The sequence below is a fragment of the Streptomyces sp. UNOB3_S3 genome (genome assembly GCF_020740895.1).
In the GTDB taxonomy this organism is placed as follows: Bacteria; Actinomycetota; Actinomycetes; order Streptomycetales; family Streptomycetaceae; genus Streptomyces.
Genome location: NZ_JAILXP010000242.1, coordinates 1 through 11,191, shown reverse-complemented (window position 1 = coordinate 11,191; position 11,191 = coordinate 1). Strand labels below are relative to the sequence as shown.

Below are 11,191 nucleotides of genomic sequence, written 5' to 3'. Positions count from 1 at the left end.
CCCCCGCCCGCACCCGAGGACCGGACCGCGCAGTTCCCGGCCGGTCCGCCGCAGCCCGCGTACAACGCCACCGGCGTCCCCATGCCGGGCACGCCCGACGCCGGCCAGTGGTACGGCGGCGCCGCGGCACCGCCGCCGTACGGCGCGACGGCCGCGCCCTGGGGCGCCCCGACCCCGCCGCCGCGGCGCGGCCGGGGCGGCGGCCTGGTGGCGGCCGTGCTCGCCGCGGCCCTCGTCGCGGGCGGCATCGGCGGCGGCATCGGCTTCTGGGCGGCCAAGGGGAGCGACGACAGCTCCACCACCGTCTCCGCCTCCGGCGACCCGAAGGTCGAGAGCCGTATGCCGGGTTCGGTCGCGGACATCGCGAGCAAGGCGCTGCCCAGCGTCGTGACCATCGAGGCGCAGAGCAGCAACGGTGAGGGCGGCACGGGCACGGGCTTCGTCTACGACACCCAGGGCCACATCCTCACCAACAACCACGTGGTCGCCTCGGCCGCCGACAGCGGCAAGCTCTCGGTGACGTTCTCCGACGGCAAGAGCTACGACGCGGAGGTGCTGGGCCGCGCCCAGGGCTACGACGTCGCCGTCATCAAACTGAAGAACCCTTCCGGCGCCAAGCTCAACCCGCTTCCGCTCGGCGACTCCGACAAGGCGGCGGTGGGTGACGCGACGGTCGCCATCGGCGCGCCCTTCGGGCTGTCGGGCACGGTCACGACCGGCATCGTCAGCGCCAAGAAGCGTCCGGTCGCCTCCAGCGACGGCGGCAACGGCGGCCAGGCCTCGTACATGAGCGCCCTCCAGACGGACGCGTCGATCAACCCGGGCAACTCCGGCGGCCCGCTGCTCAATGCCCAGGGCGCGGTCATCGGCATCAACTCCGCCATCCAGTCCGCGGGCAGCGGCGGTGGGTTCGGCGGCGGTCAGGGTCAGTCCGGCAGCATCGGCCTGGGCTTCGCCATCCCGATCAACCAGGCGAAGAACGTCGCCCAGCAGCTGATGAAGGACCACACGCCGATCTACCCGGTCATCTCGGCGACGGTCAACATGAAGGACAACGTCAGCGGCGCCCGCATCGCCTCGGGCGGCGACGGCGGCAATTCGTCCGTCACCCCGGGCGGCCCGGCCGACAAGGCCGGCCTCAAGCCGGGCGATGTGATCACCAAGCTCGACGACACCACGATCGACAGCGGCCCCACTCTCATCAGCGAGATCTGGACCCACAAGCCGGGTGACAAGGTCACCGTGACCTACGTCCGCGACGGCAAGCAGGCGACGACGGAGATCACGCTGGGCGAGCGCCGCGGCGACAAGGTGGGCTGACGCTGGCGCTGGCTGGCGCTGGCGCCCGCCGGATCTGCAAAATCCCGCTTTCCGGACAAAAGTCGCATAATGACTGTGCAGCACTCATCCAGAGCTCTCCCCTGCCCGGGGAGGGCTCGCCGACCTCCACCAGGAGGTGTGCTCATGGCCAGTGGCGATTTCTACACACACGACAGGCCGAAGAATCCGCAGCTGCCGGAGGACCGGCCACGCGGAGGCAGGCCGGGGGACCCCGCGCTGGCGCATCACCCCATGCGGATCGGGGTCGTCGTCCTCATCGCCTTCCTCGTGGTGCTGGCCTTCGGGATCATGCTGTTCCCCTAGGAGCGACTCGCTGTCGTTGAGCGACTCGCGTCGATCGATGAACCGGCCCGGGTCAGGAATGGCCCGGGTCAGGAGCGGCCGGGCTGCCGGATCCGCGCTTCGATGCCGTCGCAGAGCAGCCGCACACTCTGTATGAACTTCTCGTCCAGGTCGTGGGCCGAGGTCGACGCCGCGGCCACCGTCATCGGGAAGCGTTCGTGGATCTCGGCGACGGCCTGGGGCGTGACGGGCACGGCGGGCGGATCGCCCTGCTCCTGGAGCACGAATCCGGTGATGTGGCTGAGCAGCGCGTCGGCGGCGACGCCGCGCTGCTCCTCGGGCACTCCGGCTTCCACCAGGGTCTGCAACAGCCGTTCCATCAGTGACAGCGCTCCGGTGCTGAGGACCTTCGGGCTGTCGGCGAACAGGGCGGCACCGCCCGGGTGTTGCCGGACGCTGTGGCGTAGCGCGACAGCCTGGGCCTCCAACCGGATTTTCCAGTCGGCCTGTTCGGGAAGGGCGGTCAGCGCGGCCGTGCCGGCCTCGTAGGCCTGGCGGGCCAGCCGGTCCGCCATCAGCTGGAGCAGGGCGCTCTTGCTGGGCACGTGGTAGTAGAGGCTTCCGGCGTGCGCGCCGAGTCGCTCTGCCACCTTTCGCATGGACAGTCCGTGATAGCCCGATTCGGCGAACACGATCATGCCCGCGTCGATGATCCGGTCCGCGGTCAGCTTCATGGGGCAAGTCTATCCACAGTTTTCAAACAGTGTTTGAATCCGCCCGCCACTGCCGCTAAGGTCATCGTCATCGCAGGTCAAACAGGGGGATGGAGGCGGCGATGGGCGCGATCGTGTTCAACGTGACCACGGCGGGGCTGATGGTGCTGATGTTCAAGGCCGGTATGGCCCTGATCGGGCCGGACACCGTGGGCCGGCGCCGCCTGCCCTGGGCCGCGATCGGGCTGGCCGTGATCGCGATCGGTGCGGTGGTGACCCAGCTCTGCTGGTCGGGGGCGATGGACGCCTTCGACGACGATCCGAGCAAGTCGGGCTGGTGGCGCGTGGTCACCTCGGTCTTCATGCAGAACGGCGGCTTCTTCGGGGCGGCGTGGAACATCGCCACCCTTGTGGTCGTCGCCGCGCTCGCGGAGTGGTTCTGGGGCGCGCCCTTGATGGCGGGCCTGTTCGCCGCGGGCATCCTCCTGCCGCAGCACATCGACGCCCTCTTCGGGGAGTCCGGCCGGGCCACCGCCGATCCCCGGAATTTCGCAGGGAGCTCGGGCGCCACCTACTTCCTCGCCGCGACCCTGGCCGCCGCCCTCCTGCTGCGCGCCGGCGTTCGTGACGGCGCTCCGAAGGAGCGGCTGCTCGCGCTCGCCGTGCCGGTCGCCGGCCTGACCCTGTGGTTCGCCCAGTCCAACGGGCACGGGCTGGTGGCGGTGTACGGCTTCGTCCTCGGCGCTCTGGTCCGGGTCCTGGCCCGCCCGGTCATCCGTCCCGACCGGGACCTCCGGCGTCCCCCGCGGATGACCGTGGCCTCGCTGACGGCCCTCGCCGGCCGCCGGCCCCGGCAGGCCGGCTAAGGAAGAACGGCGCCGCCTTTCCAGCATTCGTACCGCTCGTACCGCTCTACCGCCGATAGCCGAAGAGGATGTCATGTCGAAGCATGCGTACGGAGAGTTCTCAAAGCGCGTGGACGAGGAGGTCGCCAAGCTCGTGGACCGTGTCGACCGGGAGGCGGCCCAGGCCGTGGACCGGGCGCTGGGCAGGGCCGCCGCACCGGGCACGTTCGACCAGGACCACTGGCAGGCCCGGCTCGACGAGCTGATCACCGAGCACCGCATCCCCGGGGCGGTGCTGGCCGTCCTCGCCGACGGCGAGATCCACGAGATGGCGAGCGGCATCCTCCACACCCGCACCGGCGTCGAGACGACCACCGACTCGGTGTTCCAGATCGGCTCGGTCAGCAAGGGCTACACGGCCGCAATGGTGATGTGCCTCGCCGACGCCGGCAAGCTGGACCTGGACGCGCCGGTCGTGGACGTCCTCCCCGGCTTCGCCGTCGCCGACGCCGAGGCCACCCGGACCGTCACCCCGCGCCAGCTGCTCAACCACACCAGCGGGATCGAGGGCGACCACGTCAACGACACGGGCCGCGGCGACGACTGCCTGGCCCGCTATGTCGAAAGCGCCAGGAACGTCGGGCTCACCAACCCGCCCGGCGCCACCATGTCGTACTCCAGCACCGCCTACAACGTCCTCGGCCGCATCGTCGAGGTGATCACCGGCCGGACCTGGGACGAGGCGCTCAAGGAGCTGATCTGCGACCCGCTCGGACTCGAGCGGACGATGACGCTGCCCGAGGAAGTGCTGCGCTTCCGTGCCGCGATGGGACACATGGGCGACCCCGGCGAGGACCCGGTCCCCACCCCGCTGTGGAACATGCTGCCCCGCTCGGCGGGACCGTACGGCGGCATCAGCGCCACCGCCGCCGACGTGGTCCGCTTCGCCCGGCTCTTCATCGACGGAGGCAGGGCGCCGGACGGCACCCGGGTGCTCTCGGCCGCGGCCGTGGAGGCCATGCTCGCTCCCGAGGTGGAGATGCCCGACGAGTGGTTCCTCGGCGCCCACTGGGGCCTGGGCTGGGGCCTGTTCGACTGGGACGGCGTATGCGGCTTCGGCCACGACGGCAGCACCTTCGGCCAGCTCGCCTACCTGCGCGCCATCCCGGAGAAGGGCCTCGCCATCGCCCTTCTCACCAACGGCGGAGGCGCCGCCCCCAAGGTTTACGACGCCCTCTGCCGCGAACTGAGCGCCGAGTTCGCCGGAGTCACCATGCCCCGGTTCGAACCCGCCGAGAACCACCCGGCCGTCGACACCGAGCCGTTCACCGGCACGTACAAGCGTGAGGGCTTCCTCATGACCATCACCGCTGACACAGCCGGCGAAGGCGTGCTCCAGCTGCGCTACGAGGGAGCCGACGGACTCGCGGGCACCTTCGAACCGCTCGTCTGGCACCTCACCCCGGTCTCGGACACCCCGTCCAAGACGGTCTTCGCCGGCCGCCGCAACGACAAGGACGCCTGGATACCCGTCGTCTTCTACGCCCTGCCGGACGGCAGCCGCTATGTCCACTTCGGCGTACGGGCCACAGCCAAGTCCACCTGACCGAACGGGGCACCCCGCCGGCCCCGGCCCCCCTCGGTCGACCAGCGGCCAGCCCTCTCAACCGTGAGCCACCACCCGGTAGGCTGTCCCCCGTGTCGGTGGAGGTCGTACCGACACGGGGAGACTTGCCCGAGCGGCCTAAGGGAACGGTCTTGAAAACCGTCGTGGCAGCGATGTCACCGTGGGTTCAAATCCCACAGTCTCCGCCAGACACGCGTTAGCGCAGGTCAGAAGGGGTGCCCCTCGTGAAGGGGCACCCCTTGTCGCATCGCTCTGTCTCACCTCTGCTCGCCCGTATCCCGCTGTTGACCAGCGTGTGTGGGCCATGTGTGGGCCAGGACCACCGTCCGCGTACACCGAACTCCTGGGTGAGTGGCACCGCTCGCCTGTCTGTGCGCTCACGGGCAGTCAGAGTAGGCAAGGTGAGCCGCGCAGGACCGGCACCGGAAGAGATACGCCGTCGGCTGATCGTCCTTGTCCAGCGAGCCGAGGTAGCGCTCGGTCTGGTCTGGCGACCAGCCCCGACTGGCCGTCTCCTTTCGAAGCGTCTCCAGTGCGTCGGGGTGAGCGGCGAGTTCGGCGGCCCCGACCACGCCCAGGAACGCGGCACCGTCGCCGCAGTGGAAGAACCACTGGGGTTCCTGCCACACGGTGAATCCCGGGGTGCGCCTGTCTACGGCCGCGAAGACCTCAAGGGGCACGTCGTCGCCCAGGCACGTTCCCGCTGTGAAATGGGCGTCGAACCGTTTTGCGGCTCTGCCGTCCGCAATGCACCACGGGCACAGCCGGCCCACGAGCTCCTCAGCCGCGTAGACCGGCCCCCTGTAGATGTACCCGCGTTCCCGCCCACAGCAGATACAGGCCGCACCAGAAGGAACCACCACGCCCGTGGCGACGGGGTCGGGGTGGTACGGAAACTCAGGAAGCAGCTCAGTCACAATCCGTAACCGTAACAGTCGTCCTGAAGCGGTCAGCCACACGGACCGTAAGCACAAGCTCAGCGTTGTCCGGCGAGTGCGCGATCGATGAGGGCGTTGGCTACACGCTGAGCGCCGCGCAGGATCTTCGCGTAGAAGCGGGACAGCACGGCGAAGCTGTGCCCCGCCCGGCGGGCGGCCTCCACGGGGTCCACGCCTGCCTTGATCCACAAGGAGATGCCGGCGAGGCGCAGCGAGTACGGGACTTCTGCGAGTGGGGTCTTGACGTCTTCCGGGCTGAGCACCATCTCGCGGGCTTGGCCCCATAGATCGCAGTACTCGGTCGACCGGACACGCCCTCCGCCGGCCGCCCGGAAGAGCCGGCCGTCCGGAGCGGTCCCGTGGACCCTGATGTGTTCGCGCACCATGCGTACATACACCGGTGGGATGGGAACGGAGCGGACTGCGTTTCGGGCTCTGTGCTTCAGGCCGCGTTCGTCATGTGGCTTGCCGCCATCGGTCCAAGCGGAACCCACCTCGGCGTGACTCTCGGAGACGAGCACTTCCCCCCACGGCTGGGTGCCGTCTTCCTCCTCCTCCGGTAGGACGAAATCTGTTTCCTTGAGAGCTGCTCCTTCGCCTGGCCGGGTCCCGGCGTAGTAGATGCCACCGAAGAAGGTCTTGAGATGCTCGCCACGGGGGCCCAGTTTTCCTACGGCGTCGATCAGTTCGCGTGAGAGTTCGGGGTCGGGAACGTACCGGAAGTCGATCTCGTCATCGGTCTTCGGCGGCTCCCAGTCGACTTTGGACAGAGGGTTGGCCGCAAGGAACTCCAGTTCGATCGCGTAACGCAGCGCGTTGCTGACCACGTTGTACCTCCGCCTGATGGTGTTGTCCGCTGCCGTTGCCCCGTCGAGCTTCAGACACAGGGCATCCAGCGCGGGGCGCAGGTTCCGGGGCCTCACCGCCTCGTTCACCTTGAGGGAGTTCCGGGCGAACCAGGCGAGTGCTACGGCTATATCGTCCGGCGGCGTTTCGACGTCCTTCCGGGCGAGAAGCTCGCCGCGGTCATTCCTCACTATGCGGAAGGCCCAGTCACGCAGGGCCCTCCGTGCGAGCCCGGGGTCCGGAACGCCCCGGTCCGATGAGACGAGCACCGGTGTGACGATGCGCAGTGCCTCGGCGATGCTGGCGCGGTGCTTGGCCGAGCTCTTTGGCCACTTCATCAGGGCGTAAGTGCAGGCGTGCTGGTACCACGTCGGCATCTCCAGGTCCGCCAACTCGAAGGCCGGCAGGCCGGTGTCGATGTCGAACTGCTGTCGGTTACGCAGGGCAATCAGCAGCTCGGCCCGTCGGCCATCGGCCTGCTCCTTGGTCCGGAAGCTTTTCGAGTGAGGCCGGGCGCCTGTCCGCCAGCGGAGCTCGTACGGCTTCGTGCGCCCCTTGCGCTGACGGATGCCCCAGATGTCGACGTCGTAGGTCAGCAATCGAGCGTCTCCTCGCAGCTGGTGAGCCACTGATCGACGTCGGCGCGACGGAAACGGAGTTGGCCGTTGGGGAGTTTGATGCACTTCGGGGATTTCCCCCGGGCGCGCATGCGGTAGAAGGCGGCTCGGGACATGCCCAGTTCGTCGAGGACCTCGGCGAGCTTCAGGTGCGGTTCGCGGCGGACGCGGGACACGGGGACTTACTCCTTCTCGGCAGGCGGGTTGGCGGTCAGGTACATGCGGACCAGGCGGCTCGGCGGGCGGTCCGGGTAGATGCGGCTGGTGTCGAGGACGTCCAGGACCTCGGCGAGGCGGTCGGCGGTGCGGCGGCACTCGTCCTCGGTGCCGTGGAGGCGGATGCGCACGGTCAGCTCCTGGGGGCGAGGCCGGGGTCGCAGCCGGGGTGGGTGTTCTGGCCGGCGGTGATCAGGAAGTCGGCGAGTGGGGTGTCGCACTCGGCGCAGCAGGGTGACGGCGGGGCGGCGGCAGCAGAGAGGTGCCGCAATTCAGCACCCGGAACACCCGCAGCACCCGGAGAGGGGTGTTCGGGCTGGTCAGAGGCTGTGTGGCTTGCGGGTGCTGTGGACGGTGCAGCGCCCGGTCCAGCGCCCGCAGCACCCGATGGGGTGCCGTTGGTGGTGGGTTCGCGGGTGCTGCGGGTGCTCGTGCGGGTGCTGGGGGCCGTGCTAGCACCCGGAGGTTCCTGCAGGTCAGAGGTGGTTCCGGGTGCTGCGGGCGCTCCGGGTGCTGAATTGCGGTACCTCTCTGTCCCTGTGAGGCGGTAGAGGCGCGAGCGGTTGCCGTCGGGCTGGCGCTGGGAGTCGTCGACGTTGATGCCGACGGTGCGCAGGGCGGGCGCGAGGCGCTTGAGATGTCCGGCGGCGCGGGTCGGGTCCTTGGGCCACTTCTTCGGCAGCTTCTCCGGGGCGGTGACGGACTCCAGCAGCTGGGCGGCCGTGACGGTGAGTCCGTCGGGGCCGGCTGCGCGGACGAGGTCGACGACGGCCTGGGCGAAGGGTTCGCCGTCGAGGACGTCGGCGACCGCGTCGGCGGCGGTGGCCTTGTAGGAGGCGAGGGTGTTCCAGCCGGTGACGTGGTCGACGGCGGCCAGGACGCGGGCGAAGTCGGCCATGCGCGGCCGCTCGGTGAGCTGGATGTCCGGCAGGACCTTGAGGACTTGGGCGAGGAGGTCGAAGAGGCTGGCGAGGATGGCCGGGTGGGCGTCGGCGTAGGCCTGGTCGAGTTCGGCTTCCTCACGGCGTTTGTGGTCGGGGATGAGCTGGAGTTCGATCGTCAGGAGCCGCTCGGCGAGGTCGCCGGCCAGGGCTCCGGCGTCGATGGTTGTCATGGCCAGGACGCGCCGGAACTCGAGTACGACCACGTCGTCGTCGGTGTACAGCGCGCGGTCGACGATGCCGTCGCCGGTGACGGCGCGGCACAGGGCGTCGGAGAGCCAGTCCGGGACGATCGAGATGTTGTCCAGGCAGATGGCCCAGGAGTTGAACGCCTGCACGGCCCAGGACTTCAGGTCGCGGGGTGCGGTGCGTTTGGGGGCGCCGGAGGGGTCGACGATGCCGATGACCATGGCAGCGCCCTTGGACTTGCCGGTGCCCTGTTCGCCGCGGAAGGCGAGGATCGGGTGGGGCAGGTCGGGGATGAACGCGGCGATGAGCCAGGCGGCCAGGAGGCGGAAGCCGTCCTCGGTGGTGTTGAGCAGGTCCCGGAGGCGGGCGAGGCCGTCGCCGGCGCGGATGGGTTCGGGCAGGGGCTTCATGGCGCCGGAGCGGCGGAAGACGACGGGGGAGGCGGGGAGGCGTTCCCAACCGTCCGGACCGATGGCCACGCAACGGCCGTCGGTGGTGCCCAGGTCGACGATGATGCGCTCGCCGTGGCGGGCGACGCGCAGCTGGGGAGTGCGGGGGTCGGCCATGGAGGCGACTCCTTCGAGGACGGTCATGGCGTCGGCCAGGGCCGACTGGGAGGGGACGGTGCCGCCGTGGGTGTCGGCGAAGACGCGGGCCAGTTGCGAGCGCAGACCGGCCTTGCCGCGCAACGGAAGGGCGATGTTCGGGCCGCCGGTGGTGATGCCGTACGGGCGGCCGTCGTCGGACATGAACAGCTCGTAGCGCTCGCGAGCCAGAGCGGCCAGCTGCGTGGCCTGGGAAGGGCCTTTCTTGTCGGGGTCGACGCCGTTGTCGTTCAGGAGCCGGCGCGCCAGGTCGTCGTTGCTGCTGGGGGCGGTGCGGTCGTGCTCGGTGGTCACGCGACACCCCGGCGGGCGTTGCGGGCGGCGGAAGCGACGGTGGCGCGGGCTTCGGCCTCGGGCAGGCCGACGTGGAGGGCCGCGTCGACGAGCGCGGCGGCGATGCCGTGGGCGTCCGGACCGCCGGTCTCGTAGGCGCGGCAGGCGGCCCAGTACAGGCGGTCGTTGCGCCCAGCGCCCTCCTTGCCGCCGGGCGTGGCGTCGAGGACGAACCGAACCAGTGCGGTGGCGCGCGAGCCCGAGGTCCCTGCCGGGCAGCGCGAAGGTGCTGCTGATTGCGGCTTCGCCGGTATGAGCAGCGTCTGCAGCTGCTCGGGAACGGGCTCGGCGGGCAGCCGCGGTGACTCCGGGGCGAGCACGTAGCGGCCGGCGGTGGTGAGGGAACCGGGGCCGACCAGGTACCCGCCGGTGCCGCGTACATCGATGCCCGGGGCGAGCTTGGCCACGGAGTTGGGCATGTGGACATCAGCAGGGCCGGAGAACCAGCGATGTTGGCCGCCGCTCGGGGTCAGCACGGTCACCGTGTCGGGGATCGTGAAGCCGTGGGCGTCCGCGAGGTCAGTGAAGGCGGTGATGCCGTCCTGGTCGTGCTTGACGTCCAGGTCGATGCCGATCAGGTGGTGCGGGGGCCGTCCGCAGGCGATGCCGTAGCCCGAGGCCCACGGGGCGGCGGCGAACAGGGCGCGGATGGCGCTGGGGTCGGTAGTGGCGTCGTGCACGCCGTGGCCGATCCGGCCGCACTCGCCGCGGCAGCGGCGGGTTGCCGCCTTCTCGTCGCGGTGCGGGGAGCGGACGGCGGGGAGTTTCGTTCGTGAGAGCGGGAACACCCCCAGGCCCTTATTGGCAGCGGCCAGCGCGTATTTCAGGGCGGCCGTGTGCACGGTTTCGCGCTCGTGGGGCGGCACGGACATCGGGGGTCCTGTCTCCTATCGACGCATCGGTGGCGGGGAGTGGTCACTGCGTCTCGCAGTGCCCTCACTCTTGGAGACGGGGCAGCCTCCAAAAATGTGGCACCTTTCCGCGCGTGAGTTTTTTGAGCGTGTGGGCGAGACGCAAATCGGTGGGAACCGGTATTCGCGCGTACGCGCACGCGCGCTGGGCCAGGGCAAAATGAGACACCGAGGTGGCCGTAGCGAGTCGGGGTTCGGGATGGCTGGTGGGTGTCAGGGACGTCAGGGAGTGGGTGTCAGACGCGTCTGACGGGGGCTCGCGCGCACGTGTGACCTGCGCGTTGGGGACCGCTGGCGTCAGAGTCGTCAGACGCGTCTGACGTGTCAGGCCGGTCAGGCGGCCTCGTCGTCGCGGACGATGCGGTATTCGCCGGTCTCGCCGGTTTCGGTGAGGCGGCCGGCCATGATGAAGGCGGCGACTTGTCCGGAGACCCAGGAGCGGGAGCGGCCGTGGCGGTCGCAGTGCCGCATGAAGTCGTTGGGCCGGACGATGGTGCGGCCCTCGGCTTCGAATTCGTCGAGGATTTCCTCCATGACGCGCCGGGCTTCGCTGGGGGAGATGCGTTCCCGCGGTTTCTCCGACGGGCGCTCGGCGAGCTGAACCACCTCGGTCACGTCGGGGAGTTCGTGTTCCGGGTCGATGTCGTACTCGTCCTCGTAAAGCGTGCCGTCCTCGTCCGGGCGCTCGTACTCGTCGGGGTCGTCTGCTTCGGTCTCGTAGGGCTCGGGGTCGTGGTGCACGGCTTCCTCCCGGGGCGTGGTGGTCGGGGCGGTGCCAGGCAGGGGG

11 protein-coding genes, 1 tRNA gene and 1 pseudogene are annotated in these 11,191 nt (G+C 69.9%); 5 read left to right on the top strand and 8 right to left on the bottom strand.

Features of this window, described 5'->3' with window-relative positions; genetic code table 11:
- Together K6I33_RS23725 and K6I33_RS23720 are read left to right on the top strand one after the other, a co-directional pair.
- The coding region (locus K6I33_RS23725; RefSeq protein WP_229356544.1) for a S1C family serine protease at positions 1–1,320 on the top strand (1,320 nt) is incomplete at its 5' end.
- A 144-nt stretch (positions 1,321–1,464) separates the two neighbouring features.
- Positions 1,465–1,644, top strand: coding sequence for a hypothetical protein (locus K6I33_RS23720; RefSeq protein ID WP_229356543.1), 180 nt, complete (start codon positions 1,465–1,467; stop codon positions 1,642–1,644).
- 68 nt (positions 1,645–1,712) lie between these two features.
- Here K6I33_RS23720 and K6I33_RS23715 read toward each other — a convergent pair whose 3' ends face one another.
- Positions 1,713–2,357, bottom strand: coding sequence for a TetR/AcrR family transcriptional regulator (locus K6I33_RS23715; RefSeq protein ID WP_229356542.1), 645 nt, complete (start codon positions 2,355–2,357; stop codon positions 1,713–1,715).
- 101 nt (positions 2,358–2,458) lie between these two features.
- Between K6I33_RS23715 and K6I33_RS23710 the strand changes: the two genes are divergently transcribed.
- The 3 genes from K6I33_RS23710 to K6I33_RS23700 all read left to right on the top strand — a co-directional run bounded on the left by K6I33_RS23710 (position 2,459) and on the right by K6I33_RS23700 (position 4,996).
- Positions 2,459–3,202, top strand: coding sequence for a hypothetical protein (locus K6I33_RS23710; protein WP_229356541.1), 744 nt, complete (start codon positions 2,459–2,461; stop codon positions 3,200–3,202).
- Between the two features lie 73 nt (positions 3,203–3,275).
- The gene (locus tag K6I33_RS23705; protein WP_229356540.1) at positions 3,276–4,787 is read left to right on the top strand and encodes a serine hydrolase; all 1,512 of its coding nucleotides are present in this window, start codon (positions 3,276–3,278) and stop codon (positions 4,785–4,787) included.
- Positions 4,788–4,906: 119 nt separating this feature from the next.
- Positions 4,907–4,996: transfer RNA gene (locus K6I33_RS23700), tRNA-Ser, on the top strand.
- A gap of 189 nt (positions 4,997–5,185) precedes the next feature.
- Here the strand turns inward: K6I33_RS23700 and K6I33_RS23695 are convergent.
- The 7 genes and pseudogenes from K6I33_RS23695 to K6I33_RS23665 all read right to left on the bottom strand — a co-directional run.
- Positions 5,186–5,725 carry a CbrC family protein gene (locus tag K6I33_RS23695; RefSeq protein ID WP_229356539.1) on the bottom strand — a complete coding sequence of 180 codons (540 nt, stop codon included), beginning with the start codon at positions 5,723–5,725 and terminating at the stop codon, positions 5,186–5,188.
- Between the two features lie 59 nt (positions 5,726–5,784).
- Positions 5,785–7,191 carry a site-specific integrase gene (locus K6I33_RS23690; RefSeq protein ID WP_229356538.1) on the bottom strand — a complete coding sequence of 469 codons (1,407 nt, stop codon included), beginning with the start codon at positions 7,189–7,191 and terminating at the stop codon, positions 5,785–5,787.
- Positions 7,185–7,385: a helix-turn-helix domain-containing protein gene (locus K6I33_RS23685; RefSeq protein ID WP_308297277.1), complete on the bottom strand. Its 201-nt coding sequence runs from the start codon at positions 7,383–7,385 to the stop codon at positions 7,185–7,187. The genes K6I33_RS23690 and K6I33_RS23685 overlap by 7 nt, the downstream gene beginning before the upstream one ends.
- Before the next feature lie 6 nt (positions 7,386–7,391).
- Positions 7,392–7,556 (bottom strand): hypothetical protein, encoded by a 165-nt coding sequence (locus K6I33_RS23680; protein WP_229356537.1) that lies wholly within the window; start codon positions 7,554–7,556, stop codon positions 7,392–7,394.
- Between the two features lie 2 nt (positions 7,557–7,558).
- On the bottom strand, positions 7,559–9,454 hold the full coding sequence (locus tag K6I33_RS23675; RefSeq protein WP_229356536.1) for an ATP-binding protein: 1,896 nt from the start codon (positions 9,452–9,454) through the stop codon (positions 7,559–7,561).
- Positions 9,451–10,365: a bifunctional DNA primase/polymerase gene (locus K6I33_RS23670; RefSeq protein ID WP_229356535.1), complete on the bottom strand. Its 915-nt coding sequence runs from the start codon at positions 10,363–10,365 to the stop codon at positions 9,451–9,453. The genes K6I33_RS23675 and K6I33_RS23670 overlap by 4 nt, the downstream gene beginning before the upstream one ends.
- Before the next feature lie 372 nt (positions 10,366–10,737).
- Positions 10,738–11,191: pseudogene (locus K6I33_RS23665) on the bottom strand (hypothetical protein); the annotation flags it as partial.

What these genes read in the sequence shown, in the direction of transcription:
- K6I33_RS23705 (WP_229356540.1), top strand. Translation starts at nt 3,276, where the DNA reads ATGTCGAAGCATGCGTACGGAGAGTTCTCAAAGCGCGTGGACGAGGAG.
- K6I33_RS23710 (WP_229356541.1), top strand. Translation starts at nt 2,459, where the DNA reads ATGGGCGCGATCGTGTTCAACGTGACCACGGCGGGGCTGATGGTGCTG.
- K6I33_RS23670 (WP_229356535.1), bottom strand. Translation starts at nt 10,365, where the DNA reads ATGTCCGTGCCGCCCCACGAGCGCGAAACCGTGCACACGGCCGCCCTG.
- K6I33_RS23715 (WP_229356542.1), bottom strand. Translation starts at nt 2,357, where the DNA reads ATGAAGCTGACCGCGGACCGGATCATCGACGCGGGCATGATCGTGTTC.
- K6I33_RS23720 (WP_229356543.1), top strand. Translation starts at nt 1,465, where the DNA reads ATGGCCAGTGGCGATTTCTACACACACGACAGGCCGAAGAATCCGCAG.